General features: G+C 68.5%; 18 protein-coding genes. 11 read left to right on the forward strand and 7 right to left on the reverse strand.

Annotated elements, in window-relative coordinates; translation table 11 throughout:
- Positions 1 to 147: 147 nt before the first annotated feature.
- Genes AC5P9C_RS04875 through AC5P9C_RS04890 form a run of 4 tightly spaced genes read right to left on the reverse strand, consistent with a single transcriptional unit; the run spans position 148 to position 4,847 of the window.
- Positions 148 to 1,197, reverse strand: coding sequence for a Csu type fimbrial protein (locus AC5P9C_RS04875; protein ID WP_103282644.1), 1,050 nt, complete (start codon positions 1,195 to 1,197; stop codon positions 148 to 150).
- On the reverse strand, positions 1,194 to 3,560 hold the full coding sequence (locus AC5P9C_RS04880; RefSeq protein ID WP_154330330.1) for a fimbria/pilus outer membrane usher protein: 2,367 nt from the start codon (positions 3,558 to 3,560) through the stop codon (positions 1,194 to 1,196). The genes AC5P9C_RS04875 and AC5P9C_RS04880 overlap by 4 nt, the downstream gene beginning before the upstream one ends.
- A 7-nt stretch (positions 3,561 to 3,567) precedes the next feature.
- Complete coding sequence (locus AC5P9C_RS04885; protein ID WP_049464974.1) at positions 3,568 to 4,317, reverse strand: fimbrial biogenesis chaperone; 750 nt, start codon at positions 4,315 to 4,317, stop codon at positions 3,568 to 3,570.
- Positions 4,317 to 4,847 carry a Csu type fimbrial protein gene (locus tag AC5P9C_RS04890; RefSeq protein WP_495205098.1) on the reverse strand — a complete coding sequence of 177 codons (531 nt, stop codon included), beginning with the start codon at positions 4,845 to 4,847 and terminating at the stop codon, positions 4,317 to 4,319. Before AC5P9C_RS04890 ends, AC5P9C_RS04885 begins: the two co-directional genes overlap by 1 nt.
- Positions 4,848 to 5,077: 230 nt before the next feature.
- On the opposite strand from AC5P9C_RS04890, the gene map reads away from it, so the two are divergent.
- From map to AC5P9C_RS04930, 8 genes are all read left to right on the forward strand, one after another.
- Positions 5,078 to 5,863 (forward strand): type I methionyl aminopeptidase, encoded by a 786-nt coding sequence (gene map / locus AC5P9C_RS04895; protein ID WP_049464969.1) that lies wholly within the window; start codon positions 5,078 to 5,080, stop codon positions 5,861 to 5,863.
- A 20-nt stretch (positions 5,864 to 5,883) separates the two neighbouring features.
- Positions 5,884 to 8,493 (forward strand): [protein-PII] uridylyltransferase, encoded by a 2,610-nt coding sequence (locus tag AC5P9C_RS04900; RefSeq protein ID WP_456316511.1) that lies wholly within the window; start codon positions 5,884 to 5,886, stop codon positions 8,491 to 8,493.
- Positions 8,493 to 9,572 carry a 2,3,4,5-tetrahydropyridine-2,6-dicarboxylate N-succinyltransferase gene (gene dapD / locus AC5P9C_RS04905; protein WP_049464966.1) on the forward strand — a complete coding sequence of 360 codons (1,080 nt, stop codon included), beginning with the start codon at positions 8,493 to 8,495 and terminating at the stop codon, positions 9,570 to 9,572. Before AC5P9C_RS04900 ends, dapD begins: the two co-directional genes overlap by 1 nt.
- Before the next feature lie 2 nt (positions 9,573 to 9,574).
- Positions 9,575 to 10,441, forward strand: a complete 867-nt coding sequence (locus AC5P9C_RS04910; protein ID WP_343542833.1) for a hypothetical protein — start codon at positions 9,575 to 9,577, stop codon at positions 10,439 to 10,441.
- Between the two features lie 31 nt (positions 10,442 to 10,472).
- Positions 10,473 to 10,844 (forward strand): Spx/MgsR family RNA polymerase-binding regulatory protein, encoded by a 372-nt coding sequence (locus tag AC5P9C_RS04915; RefSeq protein WP_186815429.1) that lies wholly within the window; start codon positions 10,473 to 10,475, stop codon positions 10,842 to 10,844.
- Positions 10,841 to 11,968, forward strand: a complete 1,128-nt coding sequence (dapE, locus tag AC5P9C_RS04920) for a succinyl-diaminopimelate desuccinylase (RefSeq protein WP_312558637.1) — start codon at positions 10,841 to 10,843, stop codon at positions 11,966 to 11,968. The genes AC5P9C_RS04915 and dapE overlap by 4 nt, the downstream gene beginning before the upstream one ends.
- A 360-nt stretch (positions 11,969 to 12,328) precedes the next feature.
- Positions 12,329 to 14,020: an asparagine synthase B gene (asnB, locus tag AC5P9C_RS04925; protein WP_343542827.1), complete on the forward strand. Its 1,692-nt coding sequence runs from the start codon at positions 12,329 to 12,331 to the stop codon at positions 14,018 to 14,020.
- Between the two features lie 100 nt (positions 14,021 to 14,120).
- Positions 14,121 to 15,509, forward strand: a complete 1,389-nt coding sequence (locus AC5P9C_RS04930) for a cation:proton antiporter domain-containing protein (RefSeq protein WP_057493522.1) — start codon at positions 14,121 to 14,123, stop codon at positions 15,507 to 15,509.
- A gap of 82 nt (positions 15,510 to 15,591) precedes the next feature.
- Here AC5P9C_RS04930 and AC5P9C_RS04935 read toward each other — a convergent pair whose 3' ends face one another.
- Complete coding sequence (locus AC5P9C_RS04935; RefSeq protein WP_414615135.1) at positions 15,592 to 17,919, reverse strand: penicillin acylase family protein; 2,328 nt, start codon at positions 17,917 to 17,919, stop codon at positions 15,592 to 15,594.
- A gap of 123 nt (positions 17,920 to 18,042) precedes the next feature.
- On the opposite strand from AC5P9C_RS04935, the gene bfr reads away from it, so the two are divergent.
- Positions 18,043 to 18,531 carry a bacterioferritin gene (bfr, locus tag AC5P9C_RS04940; RefSeq protein WP_343542723.1) on the forward strand — a complete coding sequence of 163 codons (489 nt, stop codon included), beginning with the start codon at positions 18,043 to 18,045 and terminating at the stop codon, positions 18,529 to 18,531.
- Positions 18,532 to 18,980: 449 nt separating this feature from the next.
- Here bfr and parC read toward each other — a convergent pair whose 3' ends face one another.
- Together parC and AC5P9C_RS04950 are read right to left on the reverse strand one after the other, a co-directional pair.
- A complete protein-coding gene (gene parC, locus AC5P9C_RS04945; RefSeq protein WP_074725969.1) occupies positions 18,981 to 21,224 on the reverse strand; it encodes a DNA topoisomerase IV subunit A in 2,244 nt (747 codons plus the stop codon).
- Positions 21,225 to 21,284: 60 nt separating this feature from the next.
- On the reverse strand, positions 21,285 to 22,166 hold the full coding sequence (locus AC5P9C_RS04950; RefSeq protein WP_189638126.1) for a helix-turn-helix domain-containing protein: 882 nt from the start codon (positions 22,164 to 22,166) through the stop codon (positions 21,285 to 21,287).
- 172 nt (positions 22,167 to 22,338) lie between these two features.
- On the opposite strand from AC5P9C_RS04950, the gene emrR reads away from it, so the two are divergent.
- Positions 22,339 to 22,782 carry a multidrug efflux system transcriptional regulator EmrR gene (gene emrR, locus AC5P9C_RS04955; protein ID WP_014646521.1) on the forward strand — a complete coding sequence of 148 codons (444 nt, stop codon included), beginning with the start codon at positions 22,339 to 22,341 and terminating at the stop codon, positions 22,780 to 22,782.
- Entirely contained in the window at positions 22,779 to 24,272 is a 1,494-nt protein-coding gene (gene emrC / locus AC5P9C_RS04960; protein ID WP_343542719.1) for a multidrug efflux transporter outer membrane subunit EmrC, read from the forward strand. The genes emrR and emrC overlap by 4 nt, the downstream gene beginning before the upstream one ends.
- Positions 24,273 to 24,276 lie beyond the last annotated feature (4 nt).

The following is a 24,276-nucleotide window of genomic DNA, read 5'->3' on the forward strand; positions in this document are numbered from 1 at the left end:
AGAAATGCGCGAACCACCTGCCAACCACCGTGCTGAAAGATATCGCTGCGCGGTATCGGCCGGAGACGCCGGAACTGTAGCGCCGAGCCCATGCCCGGCGTGCCGTCAGAAAATGCAGCCGAGCGTGGGCTTCGCTCGACCGGACGCTCAATAGGTGATCGTTACCTGCACCAGATCGTTGTAGGTGCCCGCGGGCGGCTGGCCGCTGACCGGCGGCACCCGGCCATAAATGGTCAGCTGCTGTGCGCTGCCCGTGCCGGTGCCGCTGGCCGTGTCGACGGTCAAGGTATTGCCCCAGCGCAGGCTCCGCGCCGAGTCCCGGTACAGCTCGTAGGGAAGGTAATAGGTGCTGCCGCCGACGGTGGTGGCCATGCGCCGGATCGGAGTGGCGGCAGGATTGTTCTGGCCGTTGTTGAGGCCGACCTGGAAGGCGGTGTTCTTCAGGCAGGTCAGGGTGAGGGTGGCGGTCCGGTCGATGTTGGCCGGAATGCCGCCGGTGACGTTGCCGAAGTTCATGGTGGTGGTGACGTAGCTGCCACATTGCGGCAGCACGTTGGCGGTGGCGGTGAAGCTGAAGGCTGCACTCGCGCTGTTGGTGCCGGTGGCGCCGCCATTGCAGGTGGCGGGCACGGTAGCGGTACCCAGCAGGACTTCGTTCCACGCCCAGGTCAGGACCACGTTGGCCCCGCTGAAGGTACTGCTGTACGCGCCGGAGGCCAGGATCTGGTTGGCCGGGATCTGCCCGAACAGCTGCACCGACTGCGCACCGCTGCCGCCCGTCACCAGCGGCACGTTGTAGGTCATGGTCAGTTCCTGCGCCGGTGGCGTGCCGCGCGGCACCAGTCCGGTGACCTGGCCGAAGCTGGCGTTGTTGTACAGCTGGAAATTCAGGGTGTCACTGCTGGTGGTGGTCATCGTGCGGAAGGTGGAACTGCTGCCGCCACCACTGCCGGCGCCCACGCCCACGCAGACGCGCACGCCGGTCGTGGCCAGCAGGCTCAGCGCGGCGGTGGTACAGGTCACCGTGATGTTGAGGTTGGCCGTGCTGGGGCCGGGCGCATTGCTGTTGATGTTGCCGAACGGCAGGGTCGGGTCGGCGACTGCCGTGCAGACCGCGGTGGCACGCGCGGGCGCCGGCGCCAGCAGGCTGCCCAGCAGGATGACGGCCAGCAGCACGGCCCACCGGGCGTGCCTCATGGCGCCACCTCCGGGATGCATTGCTGCGGCGCCGGCTTCGGCCGCGCGCCGGACGCCACCACCTTGGGCAGGTCCGGCACTTTCACCCGGCAGGGGCCGCGGCTGGTGGTGACGTACAGCACGCTGCCGGCGGCAACGTCTTCCAGATAGAGCAGGCCGTCGTAGCCGACCGTGGCCTGGCGGCCATCGGGCAACCGCACCTCGCTGCCGACCTCCAGCGGCTGACCGTCCATTGCCAGCAGGGTCAGGCTCAGTGACGGCCGCGAGCGCAGCTGGAAGGTGACGCGGGTGCCGGCGCGCTGGCGCGGGGTCACCCAGTCCTCGATGCGATCGGCGCGCATGTCCTCGGGCAGGTCCAGGGTATCGATCGAGACACGATTACGCTGCCAGGACAGCAACGGGCTGACCAGCAGCAGGCCGCGATCATCGGTGACGCCGATCAGGCGGTTCTCCAACCGCACCGGCACGCCGCCGACGCCATTGGTGCTGATCACCGCGAACGCGTCCGACACCTCGCGCGTGGCGAAGGTGTGGCCGCCCATCCACACCACGCTGCCACTGGCGCTGGCGTAGGCATAGTTCAGCCCGCCCTGGCGCGAGGCGCCGAACGAATAGCGGCCGACATCGTTGAGGATGCCGACCTCGGCCAGGCCGCCGTTGCCGTCCTCGCCGTGGCGCAGCTGCGCGCGCCAGCCGACGCCGCCCGCGCTGCCGTCGCCCGGGACCGGCTGGGTCACGTCCGCCACCCAGCTCTGGCTATCGCCGTTGCGTTGGCTCGAGAGGCTGGCCTGGCGGTTGTTGCCCAGGCTGGCGGTCACCGACAGGTAGATGCTGCGGTCGTCGCTGCGGTCCAGGTTCTGGTTCAGCGACAGGTAGGCCGACCAGCGCTGGCTCCAGCTGCGTGACCAGAACAGGCTGGCGTAGCGGTTGTCGTCGCCGTCGGGGTAGCGCAGGCGCAGGTAGCTTGCGCTGAGCGTGCCCAGCCGCAGCAGGTCCAGGCCGAGCGTGGCCTGTTCACTGATGCTCGGTGGCAGGTTGCCCTGCAGCGCACCCAGGTCGCGGTAGTCGCCGTGGCTGCGCACGCTGCGCAGGTTGACGTTGAAGCGGCGGTTGTTCCAGCTGTAGCCCAGCGCCCATTGCCCGCCCTGCAGGCCGTGGTAATCACTGCGTGCATAGGCCGCATTGAACACGCCGGCCGCGCCGAGCAGCCACCAGCCGCCGACGCCGGCCTGGGCCAGGCCGCCGCCGCCTTCGGCATGCGCCTCGCCAGTGAAGGTATCGCTGATGCCTCCGCGCCAGCTGGCACTGGCCACGGTGCGATCGTCGTAGGCGAAGGAGCGCTGGCCAAAGTCCTCGCGCAGGTGGCCGACGCCGGCCGACCAGTCCGAAAGGCCCTTGGCCAGGAGCTGCTGGGTGCCATAGAAACTGAAATCCAGCGTCTGCATGCGGCCGAAGGCATCGGTCACCACCACCTGCGCATTACCGGTGCCGCTGATCCCGGGCTGTGCCGCCAGCTGGAACGGGCCGACCGGTACCTGCCCGCTGTACTGGCGCAGGCCGTCCACGTACAGCTCGACCGTGGAGGGCACCACGGCCTGGCCGAGGAAGCTCGGCGTGGGCGTCAGTACGCGGTAGGGCTGCAGCCCGTAGTTGCGGCCGATCTGCAGCCCGCCCAGGCGCACCGGGCGGGTCCAGTCGACGAAACCACTGTAGAAGTCACCGACCTCCAGGGTCGTTGCGCTGTCGGGGAAGTCCAGGCTCCAGCGGGTGTCCAGCCGCACGCTTTCGCCGCGCCAATGGCGATCACCGGGTTGCTGGTAGCGACGGCTGATGGCGGTGTTCTCAAAAGTCCCGTTGCCGATGCCGAACACGCGCAACTCCGAGCTCAGGCTGAGATTGCCCAGTGTGTCCACCCGGCTGCCGTAGACGTCGTAGTTGAGCAGCACGCCCGGCGAGGCGGTGCCGGCCGGCGCACGCGCCTGCGGCCGGCTGAGCACCGTGGTCGGCAGGGTCAGCTGGTCCAGTGGTACATCCAGCGCCAGGGTCTGCATGTGCGCGTCGTAGCGCACCACCGCGCCGCTGATCTGATCCAGGTAGACCGGTGCATCGCCGCTGGCATTGAAGCCGAGCTGGCGCAACACCTCGGGGCTGGCCTGCAGGCGGCCGCGGTTCTCGATGAACGGCAGCAGGCCGCGTGGCGTGCTGTTGAGCGACACATCCAGGTACAGCGTCTGGCTGGCGGTCAGCGGGGTCGGGGGCGGCAGCACGGCGTCGGCCGACACGCCGGAGACATCGGCGGCGACGCCGGACACATCGGCGGCTGCGGTCGCCGCGGGAGCCAGGGCCGCCAGCACTGCGCCCATCAACGCCTCAGCGAGCCGGTGGGGGCGACAGTGGCGTCTGTTCCGACTCGCCATTGAGCTTGGCCGTGATCTGGTCGTTGTCGCGGTCGATCGCCGTGCGTTCGATCGGCCAGCGCATCACCTGGCCCGGCAGCACGTAGCCCAGCAGTCCGGGGTGGACAATGCGCGGGCGCGCGGCGCTGCCCAACGCGAGATCGGCGATCTGCGCGTAGCTGTCGCCCGTATTGGCGACCTCCACGCCATTGCGGCCGTCCGCCAGTGTCATCAGGCGGGCCTGCAGCCGTGGGGCCAGGCGGCCGGTGGAAGGCTGCACGAACACCGGGATCGAATAGCGCAGTACGAACTGCATGCCCTCGGCACGGGTGGCCAGGTCGGGTACCTCGTCCACGATCAGCCGGTAGTGGCGCTGTGCAGGCGGGGGCTCGTTGTCCGGACGCATCACCCGCACCAGCTGCTGCTGTCCAGCGGCCAGCTCCTGCATCGGGGGCGTGGCGATCAGCTCGTCGGTCGGCAGCAGCTGTTCCTGGCCGTCCTGTTGCACCCAGCGGAACAGGCGCACCTGCAGCGTCACCGGCGAGGTGCCGCTGTTGGTCAGCCATAGCTCACCGGCACGCTGGCGCGCCTCCAGCTGCAGGCTGGTGGGCGCGACCTGCAGGCTGGTGGCGCCGGCAGGGGCGGCGCCCAGCAGGCACAGGGCGAGCAGCGCCACGCCGGTGGCGCGCCACGGGCGGGGTCCGGCCATGCGGGCGTGCTCCATCAATAGGTGATCGTGGCGGTAACCGTATCCAGGTAGTTACCCGTGGCCGGATTGTTGGTGCTCAGGTTCAGGATCTGGCCGTAGACGATGTACGGCACGGCCAGGCCGGTGCCGATGCCGGCCTGGGTATTGGTGCCGGTTGTGGCGCCCCAGACCAGGGTATGCGCGGCATCCTGATAGAGCTGGTAGCCGACATAGTTGTTGGCGGTCACCGCGGCATTGGTGTTCTTCATGCGCCGGGTGGTGACGTCGTTGGCGGTACCGGCGTTGGCACCCGCATTCAGCGCAATCGTGTAGGGCGTCAGTGCCGAGCACTGCGCGGTCACCGTGCCCTGGCCCAGGGTGGGCGTGGCGGTGGTCGAGGCGGCGGTGCCGAAGTCGACGTTGGTGGCCGCCGCCGCCTTGATGGTGCAGGCCTTGGTGACCACCAGGGTGACATTGAAGGTGGTGGTGTCGGCGGCCAGCGCCTGGCCGGAAAGCAGCAGCCCGGCCAGGGCCCAGCCCAGCGGGGATCGAACTGGGAATCGCATGGACAACCTCCCTGACCCGAAGGTCCGTTGAACAAGGCGAAGACGGCACGTTCGGCGCCGCGGTGACGACTGCGAGGCCAGCTTAGGAAGCGTAAGTGTCTGTAATACGTGATAAATAAGAGAGTGAAAGAGCGGACGCCATCACGCTTTCACTTTCTTTGCCGGAACTGTGCATGGCTTGGAACGCCAGTTGGGTGGCGTTCGTTCAGATTGCGGCCGGATCGGCGATAATGGGTGCCATGAGCGTGAATCTGAAAACCCCGCAGGAAATCGAGATGATGCGCATCGCCGGCCGCCTGGCCAGCGAAGTGCTCGACATCGTCGCCCCCCACGTCAAGCCCGGTGTCACCACCGAGGAACTGGACCGCATCTGCCACGATCACATCGTGAACGTGCAGGGCGCCATTCCGGCCAACGTCGGCTACCGCGGCTTCCCCAAGACCGTGTGCACCTCGGTCAACAACGTCATCTGCCACGGCATCCCCAGCGAAGGGAAGGTGCTCAAGGATGGCGACATCATCAACATCGACGTCACCGTCATCAAGGACGGCTGGCACGGCGACACCAGCCGCATGTATTTCGTCGGCACCCCGTCGGTGATGGCCCGCCGCCTGGTGGAGACCACTTACGAAGCCATGTGGCGCGGCATCCGCGCAGTGCGTCCGGGCGCCACCCTGGGCGACATTGGCCATGCCATCCAGAGCTATGCCGAAGGCGAGCGGTTCAGCGTGGTGCGCGAGTACTGCGGCCACGGCATCGGCAAGGTCTACCACGACGAGCCGCAGGTGGTGCATTACGGCCGTCCGGGCCAGGGCCTGGTGCTGCAGCCGGGCATGACCTTCACCATCGAGCCGATGATCAACGAGGGCACCCGCTACAACAAGGTGCTGCCGGATGGCTGGACCGTGGTGACCAAGGACCGCAAGCTGTCGGCGCAGTGGGAGCACATGGTCGCGGTCACCGAGACCGGCGTCGACGTGCTGACCCTGTCGCCGGGCGAGTCGCAGGTCTCCTGACGATGTTGCCGGCGAGTTCGCTGCTGGACACGCCGGCCGCGTCGCTCAACGACCCGGACTGGGCGGCTGCCGCGCGCCACGCGCTGCAGCAGGCCGACGCGCGCCTGTACCGCCGCTTCGACCAGGGCGACAACATCGAGCGCCTGCTGGCGCTGCGCGCACGTGCCGCCGACCACCTGATCCGCCTGGCCTGGCAGCGTTGCCTGCCGGCCGGCAGCGGCCTGTCGCTGTTCGCGGTGGGCGGTTATGGCCGCGGCGAACTGTTCCCGCGTTCGGACATCGACCTGCTGGTGTTCGGTGATCCGCCGGCGCAACTGGCGCACGAAGCGGCCCTGGCGCGGCTGTTCGCGCTGCTGTGGGACTGCGGGTTGGCGGTCAGCCATGCGGTGCGCTCTGCATTGCAGTGCCGCGAGGCGGCGGCTGACCAGACCGTGTTGACCGCGCTGATCGAGGCGCGTCCGATCCTGGCCGATGACGCCGCCCGCCGCGCGCTGCGCGAGGCCATCGACGACCGCGAGCTGTGGCCGGCGCGTGCCTTCTTCCTGGCCAAGCTGGAAGAGCTGCGCATCCGCCACCAGCGCTTCGGCGATACTGCCGACAACCTGGAGCCGGACCTGAAGGACGGTCCCGGTGGCCTGCGTGATCTCAATACGCTGGGCTGGATGGCGCTGCGCGCCTTCGGCGTGCGCGACCTGGAGGCCTTGGTCGGGCTCGGCCATCTGGGCGCCGACGAAGCTGCGGCGTTGAAGCGCGAGCGTGCAGTGCTGGCGCGGTTGCGCTTCGGCCTGCATCTGGTGGCGCGCCGCCCGGAAGAGCGCCTGCGTTTCGATTACCAGAAGACCCTGGCCGCGCGCCTGGGCTTCGAAGACGATGCCGAGAACCTCGGCGTCGAGAAGATGATGCAGGGCTTCTACCGCGCCGCGCTGGTGGTGCGCCGGATCAGCGACCGCCTGCTGCAGCGCTTCGAGGAACAGTTCGACGGCGAGGCGCAGCCGGAGCCGCTGACCGTGGGCTTTTCCCTGCGTCGTGGCTACCTGGCCGCCAACGAGGCCGACTGGCCGCAGGGCGACATCGGCCAGGTGTTCGCGCTGTTTTCCAGCTGGGCCAACAACCCGCAGGTGCGCGGCCTGCACTCGCTGACCGCGCGTGCGCTGGCCGAGTCGCTGCCGCTGCTGCCGGCCTATGACCAGGCCGACGCCGACGCACGCGAGCACTTCCTTGCCCTGCTGCGTGGCCAGCGCCCGGTCGACACGCTTTCGCGCATGGCGCGGCTGGGCGTGCTTGGCCAGTGGATTCCCGCGTTCGCCCAGGTCAGCGGGCGCATGCAGTTCGACCTGTTCCATGTCTATACGGTCGACCAGCACACGCTGATGGTCCTGCGCAACATCGGCCAGTTCGCCAGCAGCCGTGCCGACGAACGCTTCTCGATCGCGCACGAAGTGTGGCCACGCCTGCGCAAGCCGGAACTGCTGCTGCTGGCCGGCCTGTTCCATGACATCGCCAAGGGCCGCGGCGGCGACCACTCCGAGCTGGGTGCGGTGGACGCGCGTGCGTTCTGCCAGGCACATGCACTGAGTGGCACCGATACCGAGCTGGTCGCCTGGCTGGTCGAACAGCACCTGCGCATGTCGGTGACCGCGCAGAAGCAGGACATCGCCGATCCGGTGGTGATCCATCGCTTCGCCACCCTGGTCGGCAGCCGCGACCGCCTGGACTACCTGTACCTGCTGACCTGTGCCGATATCGCCGGCACCAGCCCCAAACTGTGGAACGCCTGGAAGGATCGCCTGCTGGCCGACCTGTACTTCGCCACCCGGCGCGCGCTGCGCGAAGGACTGGAGCATCCGGTGCCCGCTGCCGAGCGCGTGGCCGAGGCGCGTGACAGCGTGCGCGCACTGGTGCGCGAGCAGGGCTATGACGACGCCACCATCGACCGCCAGTTCGCGGTGATGCCCGATGAGGGCTTCATCCGCCTGCGGCCCGAGCAGCTGGCCTGGCAGGCCGCCGCACTGGTGCCCGTGAAGCAGGGCCAGACCCTGGTCAAGGTGCGCCGGATCAGTGTCGACGACCCCGCGCTGGAAGTGTTCGTGCACTCGCCCGACCGCGATGGCCTGTTCGCCGCGATCGTAATGACCCTGGACCGTAAGGGCTACGGGATCCACCGTGCACGCGTGCTGGACGGCCCGGCCGACACCATCTTCGACACCTTCGAAGTCAACCCGGCCGACACCTTTGCCGATGGCAGCAGTGCCAACCTGGAGGCGGCGCTGCGTGAGGCCCTGAGCGGCGACCTGACGCGGCTGCGGCCGTCACGCCGGGTGGTGCCGCGACAGCTGCGTCATTTCCGTTTTGCGCCGCGCATCGAATTCCGCGATGAACCGGGCGCGACCCGTTTTGCCCTGGTCGCCCCCGACCGTCCCGGCCTGCTGGCCGATGTGGCGTTCGTGCTGCGCAACCAGGGCCTGCGCGTGCATGATGCGCGCATTGCCACGTTCGGCGAACGCGCCGAAGACACCTTCGTGATCAGTGACGAACACGACCTCCCCCTGACTGAACCTGCCCGGCAGCAGCTGCATGACGCGATGCTGGCCTGCCTGGACCCTGATCGAAACGCCGGAGACCCCGCCTGATGGCCACCAAGCCCGCCAAGAAGACCGCCGCGACCCCCAAGAGCGCAGCGGCCCGGAAACCTGCTGCCGCCGCACCGGCCGCGAAGAAGACCCCTGCGCCGAAGAAGGCCGCTGCGGTGAAGGCCCCGGCGAAGAAAACGACGGCGGTGAAGCGTGCTGTGAAGAAGCCGGCGCCGGCCAAGAGCGCCGAAGCCGTCCGCGCCGAAACCATTGCCCGCAAGTCGCTGCGCAAGCCGTCGGCACCGGGCGTTGAAGAGCTGAAGTTCGGCATCGAGAGCGCCTTCGAGCGCCGCGCGACGCTGACCCTGCACGAGCTGGAAGGCTCGACCAGGCCGCTGGTCAACCGCGTGATCGACGGCCTGGAGAGCGGTGAATTCCGCGTCGCCGAGCCGGACGGCCAGGGCGGCTGGAAGGTCAACGAGTGGCTGAAGAAGGCGGTGCTGCTGTATTTCCGCGTCAACGACATGGCGGTGGTCGATGCACGCCCGGCACCGTTCTGGGACAAGGTCGAATCGCGCTTCGCCGGCTATGACGAAGCGAAGTTCCGCCGTGGCGGCGTGCGCGTGGTGCCGGGTGCGATTGCCCGCCGCGGCACGTACTTCGGCAAGGACGTGGTGCTGATGCCGAGCTTCACCAACATCGGTGCCTACGTCGGCGAAGGCACCATGGTCGACACCTGGGCCACCGTCGGTTCCTGCGCGCAGATCGGCCAGCACTGCCACCTGTCCGGCGGCGCCGGCATCGGCGGCGTGCTGGAGCCGCTGCAGGCCAGCCCGACCATCATCGAGGACCACTGCTTCATCGGTGCCCGCTCGGAAGTGGTGGAAGGCGTGGTGGTCGGCCACCACAGCGTGATCGGCATGGGCGTGTTCCTCAGCCAGAGCACCCGCATCTACAACCGCGCCACCGGTGAGATCAGCTACGGCTACATTCCGCCGTACAGCGTGGTGGTGTCCGGCTCGCTGCCAAGCAAGGACGGTACCCATTCGCTGTACTGCGCGGTGATCGTCAAGCAGGTTGATGCCAGGACCCGCAGCAAGACCAGCGTCAACGACCTGCTGCGCGGCCTGGCCGACTGAAGATGACTGCGCCGGAGGATCTGGCGCCGTCCGCGATCTACCGGCATCCGTCCGGCACCCTGTTCGGGCGGATGCTGCCGCGCCTGCTGCACGCCCCGCGCTGGACCCGGCTGCGCCGCGCGCTGTCGCGGCGCTGGCCGATGCCGGCGCTGGCCAGCGATGTGCGCGACGTGGTCTACGTCAGCTGGTGGGTCGACGTGCGCCACGCGCCGATGCCACCACCCGGCCATCACTACGTGGTCCATGCCGGACGCACGCCCTACACCATCCTCAGCTACCGGCACGGCCATTTCGGGCCGGCGCTGGCCGGGCCGCTGCGCTCGCTGGTGCCGTCGCCCAGGCAGAGCAACTGGCGCTGGTACCTGCGCCGTGACGATGATCCGGACGGGACGCCGGTGGTGTTGTTCGATCGCAACGTGATGGACCAGCTGGCCTTCGTCGCCGGCGCGCGCGCCTTCAGCGATGCCATGCAGCCGCATCTGTCCACGCGCTTCGCGCATGTGGTGCGCACCGATGGTGGTGGGCACACCGTGGTCGAAGGCGGGCAGGGCAGCGCGCCAGCGCTGCACCTGCAGTGGCAGGCGACTGCGGGCTGGGACGATGCCGGGTGGGCGGCGGCCTTCGGCGGCCGCCAGGCCCTGCTGCGCTTCCTGACCTGCCAGGACCAGGCCATCGCCCGGACCTGTGATCACCGCTGGGCCAGCACCCGCATCGCGCTGCCGGTGGAAATCGCCCACCTGCAACCGTTGCGGCTGGACGGCGAGCCGCAGTGCCCGCGGCTGCAGGCCATGGGCGTGGCGTTGCAGGAGGGGCTGGCCTTCCGGTTGCCGCAGGTGCCGTTCCGGGTCGTGTCCGAGCGCCTGTTGTGAGATTCTGGCCCTCTGTTTTCCAGCATCACAGATGGCCATGAGTACCACTGTCTACGGTTTGAAGAACTGCGATACCTGCAAGAAGGCGACCAAGTGGCTGGACCGCTTCGGCGTGCCGTACACCTTCATCGACTACCGCGACAACAAGCCCAGCCCGGAAATGCTGCTGGCGTGGGCCGCGCAGCTGGGTGGGCTGGCCGCGATGGTCAACAGGTCCTCCACCACCTGGCGGCAGCTGCCGGACAACCGCAAGGCCGCAGACTCCGAGGCCGAATGGAAGCTGCTGCTGCGCGAGTACCCGCAGCTGATCAAGCGCCCGCTGGTGGTCACCGCCGACGGCACGGTCAGCCAGGGTTTCAGTGACAACGGCTTCAAGGCCCGCTTCGGCGTCGGTGACGCATGAGCGCGGTCCTCGACCTGACCTGCGAGCTGGTCGCACGGCCCTCGGTGACGCCGGACGATGCTGGCTGCCAGGCACTGCTGGCGGCGCGCCTGGAGCAGGCCGGGTTCCAGTGCGATCACCTGCGGCTGGGCGAGGTCGACAACCTGTGGGCGACCCATGGCCAGGGCGCGCCGGTACTGGTGCTGCTGGGCCATACCGACGTGGTGCCGACGGGCCCGCGCGAGGCCTGGACCAGCGACCCGTTCACGCCGCAGGTCCGTGACGGCGTGCTGTATGGCCGTGGTACCGCCGACATGAAGGGCAGCGTGGCGGCATTCGTGGTGGCCGCCGAGCAGTTCGTCGCCGCGCACCCCGATCACCCCGGCACGCTGGCGGTGCTGCTGACCAGTGACGAGGAGGGCGATGCCATTGATGGCGTGCGCCACGTCGCGCGGCTGTTCGCCGAACGCGGCCAACGCATCGACTGGTGCATCACCGGCGAGCCGTCGTCGACCGCGACGCTCGGTGACCTGCTGCGCGTGGGGCGTCGTGGCAGCCTGTCGGCCAAGCTGCGCGTGCAGGGCGTGCAAGGCCATGTGGCGTATCCCGAAAAGGCGCGCAACCCGATTCACCAGGCGGCGCCGGCTCTGGCCGAATTGAGTGCGCGGCGTTGGGATGACGGCTACGAGAGTTTCCCGCCGACCAGCCTGCAGATCTCCAACATCCACGCCGGTACCGGTGCCAACAACGTGATTCCCGGCGAGCTCGAAGTGGATTTCAACATCCGCTACAACCCGCACTGGGATGCGCCGAAGCTGGAAGCGGAGATCACCGCACTGCTGGACCGGCACGGCCTGCAGTACGCGCTGAAGTGGCATCGCAGCGGCGAGCCGTTCTACACCCCGGAGGGCACGCTGCGCGCCACCGCGCGGGCGGTGCTGGCCGAGCACATCGGCCGTGCGCCGGAAGAAAGTACCGGCGGCGGCACGTCCGATGCACGCTTCATAGCGCCGCTGGGTGCGCAGTGCATCGAAGTGGGGCCGGTCAACGCCAGCATCCACCAGGTGGACGAGAACGTGCGCGTGGACGATCTGGAAGCACTGCCGGGGCTGTACCAGCGGCTGCTGGAACGGCTGCTGGCGTGAGGCATGGCGCCGGGCACGGCCCGGCGCTACCCCCTGTGGGCGCCGACCGTTGGTCGGCACACCTTCACCTGGTTGCCAATGCAACGGTTGCGCTGCGCCGGAAAGCGGGGTAGGGTCGATGCCATGTCGATCCGCCTGGCCACCGCCGTCAACAACAACCGCAATAATCTGCGCGCGAATAATCGTGCGCGGCCGATGCGGGACTGCGCCCTGGGTAGATAGACAGCTACACACGCCCGGACACCAGAAAACCCGCATCGGTCGATGCGGGTTTTTTTGTGCCCGGGCGCAGCCTGCCCGGGCCTGGATGGCCGGTCGAACACCTCCCACCCGTGAAATTCCCCCAACAGGAGCTCCCCCATGTGTTCGATCTTCGGAATCTTCGGCCTGCAGGCCGGTGACGATCTTCCGGCCCTGCGCCGCCATGCGCTGGAACTGTCGCAGCGCCAGCGCCACCGTGGCCCGGACTGGAGCGGCGTGTATCTCGACGAAGGCGCGCTGCTGGTCCACGAACGGCTGGCCATTGTCGACCCGGCCGGTGGTTCGCAGCCGCTGCTGTCGGCCGACGGCCAGCTGGCACTGGCGGTGAACGGTGAGATCTACAACCACCAGGCATTGAAGGCGGCGCTGACCGCCGCCTACGACTTCCAGACCGGATCGGACTGCGAGGTGATCAACGCGCTGTACCGCCAGGGCGCTTCGCCGGCGCAGTGGCTGGAACAGCTCAATGGCATCTTCGCGTTCGCGCTGTGGGACCGCGACAGTGGGCGTGTACTGGTGGCGCGCGACCCGGTCGGCGTGGTGCCGTTGTACTGGGGCCATGATGCCCAGGGCCGCCTGCGCGTGGCCTCGGAAATGAAGGCGCTGGTCGATACCTGTGCCGATGTCGCGCAGTTCCCGCCGGGCCACTACTTCGACAGCGCCAGTGGAGAGCTGGTGCGCTACTACCAGCAACCGTGGCGCGACTATGCCGACGTGCAGGGCCGCCAGGCCGACCTGGCCGAACTGCGCCAGGCGTTCGAGCATGCGGTGGAACGCCAGCTGATGAGCGATGTGCCGTACGGCGTGCTGCTGTCCGGTGGCCTGGACTCGTCGCTGGTGGCGGCGGTGGCCGCACGCTATGCGCGTCGCCGCATCGAGGATGGCGGGCAGACCGAAGCCTGGTGGCCGCGGCTGCACTCGTTCGCGATCGGATTGAAGGGCTCGCCCGACCTGGCTGCCGCCGCGATCGCCGCCGAAGCACTGGGCACCGTGCATCACGGCTTCGAGTACACGTTCGAGGAAGGCCTCGATGCGCTGCCGGAAGTGATCCGCCACATCGAAACCTACGACGTCACCACCATCCGTGCGTCGACGCCGATGTTCCTGCTGGCGCGACGGATCAAGGCGATGGGAGTGAAGATGGTGCTGTCCGGCGAGGGCAGCGACGAGATCTTCGGTGGCTACCTGTACTTCCACAAGGCGCCGGACGCGCGTGACTTCCACGATGAGCTGGTACGCAAGCTCGACGCCCTGCACAACTACGATTGCCTGCGTGCCAACAAGTCGATGATGGCCTGGGGCGTGGAACCGCGCGTGCCGTTCCTCGACCGTGAGTTCCTTGACGTGGCGATGCGCTTCGATGCCGCGCACAAGATGGTCGGTGCCGGTTTTGGCGGCCGTCGCATCGAGAAGGCCGTGCTGCGCGAGGCGTTCGATGGCTACCTGCCGGACAGCATCCTGTGGCGGCAGAAGGAACAGTTCAGCGATGGCGTGGGCTATGGCTGGATCGATGGGCTGAAGGCCCATGCCGAGGCGCAGGTGAGCGACCGTGTACTGGCGGCCGCCGACAAGCGCTTCCCGCACAACCCGCCGCAGACCAAGGAGGCGTACTACTACCGCCACCTGTTCGAGCAGTTCTTCCCGAGCCGGGCAGCGGCCGAGACCGTGCCGGGGGGCAAGTCGATCGCCTGTTCGTCGCCCGCGGCCATCGCCTGGGACGCCAGTTTTGCCGCGGCGGCGGATCCGTCGGGCCGGGCGATCGCCGGAGTGCACGAGCAGGCACTGGCCTAGGGGCGAGAAAGGGGAGGGAGGAGGGCACGTTGTATGTGCCACAAACGTCTTAATCCCCTCCGTCCCCTTTTTTGTATGATCGCCCCCCGTACATTGGGGAATGTTCATGGACGTACAGAACGGGGGCCAGGCGCCGCAGATGAAGTGGGGATGTCGCTACCTGGGCTGGGCCGTGGTACCTCTGCTGGCCGGCGTGCTGCTGGCCCGCTATGCCGGGCCGGCTGCGCCCGAAGCGGTTGCGCGTGCCACGGCCGCCACCGAAGGCAGCTGGGCGCAGCACCTGGCGTCACCGCTGGGCCTGTTCCTGCTGCAGCTGCTGGTGCTGCTGCTGGTGGCCAAGGGCGCGGGGGCGCTGCTCAAGCGTCTGGGGCAGCCGGCGGTGATCGGCGAGATGGCGGCCGGCCTGATGATGGGGCCGCTGGTGCTCGGCAGCCTGCTGCCGCAGCTGCAGGGTGCGCTGTTCCCGGCCAGTTCGCTGGGCCCGCTGGGCATGCTCAGCCAGCTGGGCGTGCTGATGTTCCTGCTGGTGGCCGGTGCCGAGCTGGACCTAGCAGCACTGCGTGGACGCCGGCGTTTTGCCTTTACCGTCAGCCATGCCGGCATCGCGGTGCCGTTCGTGCTCGGCGTCGCCCTGGCCATCTGGCTGTATCCGCAGCATGGCCCACAGGGGGTGGGCTTCACGGCATTCGCACTGTTCGTCGGAATTTCGATGAGCATCACCGCCTTCCCCGTGTTGCTCCGCATCCTTGCCGATCGCGGCATCACGCAGACGCCGCTGGGTCAGACCGCCATCGCCTGCGCAGCACTGGGCGATGCCACCGCGTGGTGCCTGCTGGCATTGATCGTGGCCGCTGCCCAGGCCGGCGGCTGGTTGCCGGCCAGCCTCAACCTGCTGTGCGTGGTCGCGTTCGTGGCACTGATGCTGGGGCTGGTGAAGCCGTGGTTCGCCCGCCAGCAGGTCGCGCCGGGGCGTGAGGGACGCTGGCTGCTCGGCATCCTGCTGCTGTCGCTGGGCAGTGCGCTGGTCACCGAGATGCTGGGCATCCACGCGCTGTTCGGTGCGTTTGCCGCAGGCGTGGCGGTGTCGTCCAACGCGCAGCTGCGTGACCTGTTGATGGCCCGCGTCGAACCGTTCGCGGTGACGCTGCTGCTGCCGTTGTTCTTCGCCATGACCGGGCTGCGCATGCGCGCCGATGCGCTGCAGGCCAGCGACATCGTGCTGTGCGTAGTGGTGATCGCCGTGGCCACGACCGGCAAGCTGCTGGGCACCTTCAGTGCCGCGCGCAGTGCCGGCATGCCCACGCGCGAGGCGTGGCGGTTGGGCGCGCTGATGAACACCCGCGGCCTGATGGAGCTGATCGTGCTCAACCTGGGTTACGAACTGGGCCTGCTCGGCGACCGCCTGTTCGCGGTGCTGGTGATCATGGCGCTGGTGACCACGGCGATGACCGGACCACTGCTGAACCTGATCGAGCGGCGCAGGGGCTGACCGTTGAACGGTAGTGCCGGCCGCTGGGCGGCAACCTGATGATGCCGGATACACCTGCATGGATGCCGGCCAGCGGCCGGCACTACCGCGCTGGCACCAGCGTCATGGTGTGCTGCGCCTTGCCGGGCAGGAACGGTGTCGGGCGCCCGTGCACCCAGTCCTCGTGGCCGGCGCCCCAGTACGGTGACAGCGGGTGACCGCTCTGGCCGCCGGGCATGTGCACGATGCCGTCGGCCTCGTGGCCCGGAGAAACCACCATGCGTTCGGAGGCGCCGAAGTTCGGCGTCTGCACGCGCGGCATGTCGCGGTCGCCGGGCAGGCGGTCGGCCGGCATGCACAGCCAGCGCTTGGCGATGTCCGGCAGCGCCCGTGCGATGGGGTGACAGATCGCCGCCGTGTTGCGTTCGCCCCAGCTGCGCTTGGCCAGCGGTCCCTGCTTGGCCAGCTCACTTTCGGTACGGCGTGCCGCGTCGATCAGCAGCGCATCCCAGCTGTCGAAGGCCGGGGGCAGCAGGTTGGCCGGACGCTGTTGCAGCATCGGCCAGGCCACGCCTTCCAGCTGTGCCAGGCGCGGCTCCAGGTAGGCATCGCCCAGTTGCGCGCTGGCGGGTGCCAACAGTGCATCGGACAACGTCTGCATCACCTGCGTGCGGAATTCACGCACCACCCGGTAGCTGACCGAGCTGGCCGAGGCACGGCCACCCCATTGATGGCTGGCCTCCTTCAAACGCTTCAGGGCAGGGTCGTCACTGCGTTCGATGACGTCGTGCAGCAGGGCCCACCAGCGCTGCAGGAACACGGCGCGGTCGTCGAGCTGGATCGCCAGCAGGTCGTGCTCGTCGAAGCGGTCCTGGATGGCGAGCAGATCGCGGATCTGCCGCGCGCGGGCGCCCAGGTCATATCCACCGTTGCCGACATTGGCCAGTGACTCGCCGTCGAGGACGCGGCCGTTGGCGGTCCACAGGCGATGGTTGGGTGGGTCGATCAATGCCGGCGAGGCGTCGCTGCGGATCGGCCAGGGGGCGCAGTCCTGGTTGCTGGCGGCGGTGAAGCCCGCAGGCGCACAGCCGGGACCGCGATCCGGACGGGCGCCGATCAGGCGCCAGGCGATGCGTCCGCTGCGGTCGCCGACCACCAGGTTCTGTGCGGGAATGCCGGCGCGGTCGGCGAAGCGCAGGGCAGCGTCCAGGTCACCGGCACGGGCCAAGTCACCGAAGTCCAGGCGCACCGCACCGGGCAGGTGGGCGACCCAGCGCAGCGCATCGCCACTGCCATCGGCGTGGGTATGCAGGATCGGCCCCCAGGCGGTTTCGCGTACCGGGAACCGCACATCGGCCTGGCCGGCCACGGCGATGCGTTCTTCATGCACGGTCACCGCGGCGTTGGCCGGTTCAGTGCGGTAGTCCGCGGTGTCGATGTAGCTGTTGGTGAAACCCCAGGCGACGTGCCCGTTGCTGCCGACGATCACGGCCGGCAGGCCCGGCAGCGAGAAACCGGTGACGTCGACCTGGCCGCCAGCGGCCTGTGGATCGGGGTAGCGCAGGCGCACGCGGAACCACAGGCCGGGGGCACGCAGGCCCAGGTGCATGTCGTCGGCGACGATCGCGCGACCGTCGGCGGTAAGCGCCCCGGCCACCGCGAAGTTGTTGCTGCCGACGGCGTCCACCTCTTCCTGCGCGGTGCCGGATTTTCCCTTCAATGTGCGCAGGTCGAGCTGGCTGGCATCGGGCAGGGCGGCGTTGCCGGTGGGGTCGCCGAACAGCGGTGCATCCCATTCGGTGCCGTCGTGGGCGATCAGCGCGTACAGCGCTGGCGGCACCACCGCGCGGATGCGGCTCAGTGCAAGCTCGGTCTGGTTGCCGGGGTCCTGCAGGTCGGCGTACATGGCCAGCCCGGTCAACACGCTGTCGCTGGCCTGCCAGGGCTGCGGTGACTGCCGCAGCAGCAGGTAGGCCCACGGGCGCACGGAGAGATCGGCCAGGCCCTCGTTGACGCCATCCACGTAGGCGCGCACGGACGCGCCGTTGTCGCCCAGTGCGGCCTGCAGATTCGCCTCGGTGCGTGCACGCAGCCGGTGCACGCGCATGCGCTTGTCGGCGTCGATGGCCTTCGGCCCGAACAGCGCCGACAGCTCGCCAGCGGCACTGCGGCGCATCAGGTCCATCTCGAAATAGCGCTCCTGCGCATGCACGCGGCCCAGCGCGCGCATCGCATCGGTCTGGCTACCGGCCGTGATGGTGACCACGCCCAGCCCATCGCGCTCGATGGTGACCGGCTTGGCCAGCCCCGGCAGCGCATGCTCGCCGTCCAGGTCGGCCAGGCTGCCGCGCAGCAGCAGCCACAGGACCAGTGCGGTGACCAGCACGATGGCGATCACTACGCCCAGCATCCAACGCCATGTACGTCGCATCGCACGTCCTTTCCGAACTCGTGGGCCGATTGTAGCCGCAGGCGCAACTGCGACTGATTCCGATTAGATCACCGCCGCCGGAAATGCGTCACCCTATGCCGCATCGATTCACAGGAGCCCCCCATGAAAGGCAACCCGGACGTCATCGCCTGCCTGAAGGAACTGCTGCGCGGCGAGCTTGCTGCGCGCGACCAGTACTTCATCCATTCCCGCCGCTATGAGGACCAGGGCCTGTTCGGGCTGTACGAGCGCCTGAACCACGAGATGGAAGAGGAAACCCAGCATGCCGATGCGCTGCTGCGCCGGATCCTGTTCCTGGGCGGCGACCCGGACATGCGCCCGCATGCCACCGAGCCCGGCAAGACCGTGGAGGAGATGCTGCAGAAGGATCTCGATACTGAATACGCCGTTCGGAACAATCTCGCCGCCGGCATGAAGCTGTGCGAGGAGAAGGGTGACTACGTGAGCCGCGACATCCTGCTGGCGCAGCTGAAGGACACCGAAGAAGACCACGCCTGGTGGCTGGAACAGCAGCTGGGCCTGATCAAGCGCATCGGCCTGGAGCTGTACCAGCTGAGCAAGATCGACGGCAGCGGCGCCCCGGCGCACTGAGCCGGCACCGCTCTTTTCGGTAGAGCGGAACCAATGCCGGGCTGCCTTCCGGTAGAGCCGACCGATGGTCGGCTGGTTTTCGCTGGAGCAGCCGACTAACAGTCGGCTCTACCAGAAGCGGGAAACAGCCGACCAGCGGTCGGCTCTACCAGAAGCGGGAAACAGCCGACCAGCGGTCGGCTCTACCAGGAGCCAGAGGCAGGCGACCTGCGGTCGGCTCTACCAGAAGCACAGCATTCTGTCGCCCGCCAGCACCGGAGCACCGCGAGCCCGCCTTCGCCCGCCAGCCGCTCCACCGCCCGCCAGCCGACAACGAAAAAGCCGGGGAATGCCTCGGCTTTTTCGTGCCTGACGTCCGTCACAGCGTGCCAACCAAGGCTGACACCTGCCAGGAGCGATAGTCCGGGGTCAGAGCCCGTTCCGTTGGAACGGGATCCGACCCCAAGCCCTCACTCCACCGACAGCCCTTCCACCTTCTGCCAGCCGCGCGGCAGCAGATGGCCGCGGGTGGCGCGGGCGCCGAGGTAGGCGTCGAGCTCGTTGAACTTCAGGCCCATCGTGCGCTGGCCGCTGCGCACCTGCAGGGTCTGCCCCGGGCTGATCGCCACGATGGCGACCACGCGTTCGGTGGCGAGCTTGGCCTTCGGGATCTCGATGATCTTGTTGCCCTTGCCCTTGTCCAGTTCCGGCAGGTCGTTGGCGGCGATCGCCAGCAGGTTGCCCGAACTGGTCACCGCCACGATGCGGTCGGTGGCGACGTTGGCGACCACCGACGGGGTCAGCACCGACGAGCCCGCCGACAGGTTCAGCATCGCCTTGCCGGCCTTGTTGCGGCCGATCAGGTTCTCGAAGCGGGTGACGAAGCCGTAACCATGGCTGGAGGCCAGCACGAAGCGGGTGTCCGGCTCGGCGCTGGCCAGGGTCACGAAGCTGGTGCCCGGCGCCGGCGAGAAGCGGCCGGTCAGCGGTTCGCCATTGCCTCGTGCGGAGGGCAGGGTGTGTACCGGCGTCGAGTAGGCGCGGCCCTCGCTGTCGAGGAACGCGACCTGCTGGGTGCTGCGCGCGCGCACCGCGCCCTGCAGTCCGTCGCCTTCGCGGTAGGACAGGGCCGATGCATCGACGTCGTGGCCCTTGGCGGCGCGGATCCAGCCCTTCTCCGACAGCACCACGGTCATCGGCTCGCTCGGCACCAGCTCGGTCTCGTCGATCGCCTGCGCGGCCTGGCGCTGCACCAGCGGCGAACGGCGTGCGTCGCCGAACTTCTTGGCGTCGGCGGTCAGTTCGTCGCGGATCAGCTTCTTCAGCTTGGCCTTGCTGTCGAGGATGCCGAGGATCTTCTCGCGCTCCTTGGCCAGTTCGTCCTGCTCGCCGCGGATCTTCATCTCCTCCAGGCGGGCCAGCTGCTTCAGCTTGGTTTCCAGGATGTACTCGGCCTGTTCCTCGGACAGGCCGAAGCGCGCGATCAGTGCGGCCTTCGGTTCGTCCTCGGTACGGATGATGTGGATCACCTCGTCCAGGTTGAGGAAGGCGACCAGCAGGCCTTCCAGCAGGTGGAGGCGGCGCTCGACCTTCTGCAGGCGGTGCTGCAGGCGGCGGGTCACGGTGTTGCTGCGGAAGATCAGCCATTCGCTGAGCAGCATCTTCAGGTTCTTCACCTGCGGACGCCCATCCAGCCCGATCACGTTGAGGTTGACGCGGTAGCTGCGCTCCAGGTCCGTGGTCGCGAACAGGTGGCCCATCAGCTGGTCGGCGTCGACGCGGTTGGAACGCGGCACCAGCACCACGCGCACCGGGTTGGCGTGGTCGGACTCATCGCGGATGTCCTCCAGCCACGGCAGCTTCTTGGCGCGCATCTGTGCGGCGATCTGCTCGATCACCTTCGACGGCGACACCTGGAACGGCAGCGCGGTGACCACGATGTTGCTGGCTTCCTTGGTGAAGGTCGCACGCGCACGCACGCTGCCGTTGCCGGTCTCGTAGATGGTCCGCAGGTCGTTGGCCGAGGTGATGATCTCGGCGCTGGACGGGTAGTCCGGGCCCTGCACGTGCTCGCACAGGTCGCGCACGCTGGCATCGGGGTTGTCCAGCAGGTGCAGCAGTGCGCTGACGATCTCGTTGAGATTGTGCGGCGGCACGTCGGTGGCCATGCCCACGGCGATGCCGGTGGTGCCGTTGAGCAGCAGGTGCGGCAGCCGTGCCGGCATCCAGGTCGGCTCCTGCAGGGTACCGTCGAAATTCGGTGCCCAGTCGGTGGTGCCCTGGCCCAGCTCGCCCAGCAGCACTTCGGCGATCGGGGTCAGCTTGGATTCGGTGTAACGCATCGCTGCGAACGACTTCGGGTCGTCGCTGGAGCCGAAGTTGCCCTGGCCTTCGATCAGCGGGTAGCGGTACGAGAACGGCTGCGCCATCAGCACCAGCGCCTCGTAGCACGCGCTGTCGCCGTGCGGGTGGTATTTACCGATGACGTCACCGACGGTGCGCGCGGACTTCTTCGGCTTGGACGCGGCATTCAGGCCCAGCTCGCTCATCGAATAGATGATGCGGCGCTGCACCGGCTTCAGGCCGTCGCCGATGAACGGCAGGGCGCGGTCCAGGACCACATACATCGAGTAGTCGAGGTAGGCGCGCTCGGCGTACTCGCGCAGCGGCAGTTGTTCGAATCCGTGGAACACGGGGCGGGCAAGTTCGGTCATGCGGCGTTGTTACCTGTTGTCGGGAGGCGGCGACGGCGGTCGCCGCTCGCAATCCTGTGATTATCCGGATGCGGCGGGGGATGCCAAGCCGCGTGCAGGGTCCAGCCCGGTTTCCAGGCCGTGCCCGGCCCGCGCCAGGTAGCGCCCGGGGGGCAGCCCGAAGTGGCGGCGGAACACGGTGACGAAGGCGCTGGCGCTGCTGAAGCCCAGCGCATGGGCGATGTCGGCCACGCTGCGGCCGTCGGTCAGCTGGCGCAGGGCCTCGGCCAGGCGTGCCTGCTGCCGCCACTGGGCGAAGCTGAGCGTGGTCTCATCGCGGAAGTGGCGGGTCAGGCTGCGCGGCGACAGGCCGGCCCAATGCGCCCATTCGGCCAGGCTGCGTTCGTCGGACGGATCGGCCAGCAGCTGCGAGGCGATCTTCAGCAGGCGCCGGTCGTGCGGCATCGGCAGGTGCATGCGCTGGCGCGGCGCGGCACGGATCTCGTCCAGCAGCACGTCGATGATGTGCTGGCGCTCGGGCGTGGTGGGATCGCCCAGCGGCCATTCGCAGATGCGGTCGGCCAGCGCCTGCGCCAGTTTGGACAGTCCCAGCACGCACGGATCGGCAGGCAGGGTGGCGCAGGCGGGCGCGGCCAATGCCATGCCCCAGCCGCGCAGCGGGCCGTCGAGCGTGACCGTATGGGGCTCCAGCGGCGGCATCCAGCCAGCCGAGCCCGGCGCCAGCGACCAGGTGCCATGCGAGGTGCGGGTGGTCAGCAGGCCGCGTTCGACGCAGATCAGCTGGGCGCGCTCGTGGTGGTGCCAGTCGACCTCACGGGCCAGGCCCTGCTGGCTGTCGAAGCGGAAGGCGATGACCGGCGGGCCGTCGTTGCGCTCGAACCAGTCCAGTGCCTCATCCCTGAGCAGGCGTTTGGGAACCTGAATTTCTGCCTTGTTCATCATGTTCGCTGGCTGAAATGTGACATCCATTGGCTGGATTGTACTACCGGGCCACCTGAGCAGATCATTAAGGTAGGCGCCTTCACTGATCGAGCCCGCTGCTGCAACACAGCATTCGATGCCAGATCGAATATTTCCATTGAGAAATATTTTTTTTGGAAGAGAATGCTCCCCCATGATCTGTCCTGCAACCACTCCCCCCAGCTTCGGCCTGCTGCTGCGCCAGGTGCGCGACGGCCTGGTGCGCCAGCTCGACGCGTCCATGGCGGAAGAAGACCTGGGAATCGGCTTCACCCATTACATCGGGTTGAAGGTGCTTTCCCACATGGCGCCCTGCACCGCCAACGAACTGGCCCAGGCCATCGACCAGGTGCCCAGCGCGGTGACCCGCCTGCTGGACAAGCTGGAGGCGCTGGGCTGCGTCCGCCGCGAGGCGCATGCGCAGGACCGGCGGGCGCTGCAGATCGTACTGACCGACGAAGGCCGTGCGTTGTGGGCGCGGCTGAAGCTGCGCGGCGACGCGGTGATGGATTACGCGCTGCGTGATCTTTCCGCCGACGAGCGCACGCTGCTGCTGTCCCTCCTTACCCGAATCCGCGATTCACTGACGACCCCATGAACCCGATCCCGCATTCCACTCTCCGCCGGTCCGGGCGCGCGCTGCTGGTGTCAGCGCTGGCGCTGGCCCTGGCCGCCTGCGCAAGCAGTCGTGGCCTCAACCCGCAGGGCCACGTGCTTGACGTGGACAGCCTGCACAGCGAACGCACCCTGGCCGACACCGACCTGAGCGCCACCGGCTTCCCGGCGCAGGACTGGTGGAAGGCACTGGGCGATGCGCAGCTGGACGCACTGGTCGCCGAAGGCCTGGCCGGTCATCCGAGCCTGGACGCCGCCGACGCGCGCCTGCGCCAGGCCCAGGCCCAGGTCGGTACCGCGCGCGCCGACGAGCTGCCCAGCCTGTCGGTATCCGGCGGCTACACCGGCCTGCGCCTGCCCGAGTCGATGGTCGGCAGCGAGATGGGCGGCCGCTATGGCGGCAGCAGCCAGGTCGCCTTCGACTTCAGCTACGGCGTGGACCTGTGGGGCGGCAAGCGTGCCGCCTGGGAAGCGGCGGTGGACGGCGCGCACGCCGCCACCGTTGAAGCGCAGGCCGCGCGCCTGAACCTGTCCACCGGCATCACCCAGGCCTATGCCGACCTGGCCTACGCGTGGCAGCTCAACGACGTGGCCGAGGAAGAGCTGAGCCGCTCGCAGAAGTCACTGGAACTGACCCGCCAGCGCCGCCGCGCCGGCATCGACAGTGACCTGCAGGTGCGCCAGGCCGAGGCCCGCGTGCCGGCCGCCCAGCAGCAGGTGCAGGCTGCGCAGCAGCGCATCGATGCGGCGCGCACCGCGCTGGCCGCGCTGGTCGGCAAGGGTCCGGACCGCGGCCTGTCGATCCAGCGCCCGCAGCCGCTGAACCCGCTGGCGCTGCAGCTGCCGGGCGTGCTGCCCAGCGAACTGCTGGGCCGTCGGCCCGACATCGTGGCCGCACGCTGGCGTGTTGAAGCGGCCGACAAGCAGATCAAGGTCGCCAAGACCAAGTTCTACCCAAGCTTCAACCTGACCGCGCTGGCTGGCGTGGTCGCCCCGAACGTGGGCGACCTGCTGAAGAGCAGCTCCACCTTCGCCTACATCGGCCCGGCGCTGAGCCTGCCGATCTTCGAAGGCGGCAAGCTGCGCGCCAACCTGGCCAATACCGATGCGCAGTACGACCTGGCGGTGGCCAACTACAACCAGACCGTGCTCGATGCGCTGCGCGATGTGGCCGACCAGGTCAACGCGGTGCGCTCGCTGGCACAGCAGGCGCAGTCGCAGCAACAGGCGGTGGACACCGCACGCGCTGCCTTCAACCTGGCCCAGCAGCGCTACCGTGCCGGCATCGGCAGCTACCTGGACGTTCTGAGCGCGCAGTCCACCCTGCTGCAGTCGCAACAGCAGCTGGCCGGCCTGCAGTCGCAGCAGGTACAGACGTCGGTGCGCCTGAGCAAGGCGCTGGGCGGTGGTTTCGTGCCCACTGACGCCGACCGCGCCCCGATCGCCTCCCGTTCCGAATCCTCGCATTCCTGAAGAC

This window comes from Stenotrophomonas sp. YJH_SMC_10 (genome assembly GCF_059371555.1).

Excerpts from the sequence above, each read along its gene's own strand:
- AC5P9C_RS04875 (WP_103282644.1), bottom strand. The coding sequence starts at position 1,197 with ATGAGGCACGCCCGGTGGGCCGTGCTGCTGGCCGTCATCCTGCTGGGC.
- AC5P9C_RS04880 (WP_154330330.1), bottom strand. The coding sequence starts at position 3,560 with ATGGGCGCAGTGCTGGCGGCCCTGGCTCCCGCGGCGACCGCAGCCGCC.
- AC5P9C_RS04885 (WP_049464974.1), bottom strand. The coding sequence starts at position 4,317 with ATGGAGCACGCCCGCATGGCCGGACCCCGCCCGTGGCGCGCCACCGGC.
- AC5P9C_RS04890 (WP_495205098.1), bottom strand. The coding sequence starts at position 4,847 with ATGCGATTCCCAGTTCGATCCCCGCTGGGCTGGGCCCTGGCCGGGCTG.
- map (WP_049464969.1), top strand. The coding sequence starts at position 5,078 with ATGGGTGCCATGAGCGTGAATCTGAAAACCCCGCAGGAAATCGAGATG.
- dapD (WP_049464966.1), top strand. The coding sequence starts at position 8,493 with ATGGCCACCAAGCCCGCCAAGAAGACCGCCGCGACCCCCAAGAGCGCA.
- AC5P9C_RS04910 (WP_343542833.1), top strand. The coding sequence starts at position 9,575 with ATGACTGCGCCGGAGGATCTGGCGCCGTCCGCGATCTACCGGCATCCG.
- AC5P9C_RS04915 (WP_186815429.1), top strand. The coding sequence starts at position 10,473 with ATGGCCATGAGTACCACTGTCTACGGTTTGAAGAACTGCGATACCTGC.
- dapE (WP_312558637.1), top strand. The coding sequence starts at position 10,841 with ATGAGCGCGGTCCTCGACCTGACCTGCGAGCTGGTCGCACGGCCCTCG.
- asnB (WP_343542827.1), top strand. The coding sequence starts at position 12,329 with ATGTGTTCGATCTTCGGAATCTTCGGCCTGCAGGCCGGTGACGATCTT.
- AC5P9C_RS04930 (WP_057493522.1), top strand. The coding sequence starts at position 14,121 with ATGTTCATGGACGTACAGAACGGGGGCCAGGCGCCGCAGATGAAGTGG.
- AC5P9C_RS04935 (WP_414615135.1), bottom strand. The coding sequence starts at position 17,919 with ATGCGACGTACATGGCGTTGGATGCTGGGCGTAGTGATCGCCATCGTG.
- bfr (WP_343542723.1), top strand. The coding sequence starts at position 18,043 with ATGAAAGGCAACCCGGACGTCATCGCCTGCCTGAAGGAACTGCTGCGC.
- parC (WP_074725969.1), bottom strand. The coding sequence starts at position 21,224 with ATGACCGAACTTGCCCGCCCCGTGTTCCACGGATTCGAACAACTGCCG.
- AC5P9C_RS04950 (WP_189638126.1), bottom strand. The coding sequence starts at position 22,166 with ATGATGAACAAGGCAGAAATTCAGGTTCCCAAACGCCTGCTCAGGGAT.
- emrR (WP_014646521.1), top strand. The coding sequence starts at position 22,339 with ATGATCTGTCCTGCAACCACTCCCCCCAGCTTCGGCCTGCTGCTGCGC.
- emrC (WP_343542719.1), top strand. The coding sequence starts at position 22,779 with ATGAACCCGATCCCGCATTCCACTCTCCGCCGGTCCGGGCGCGCGCTG.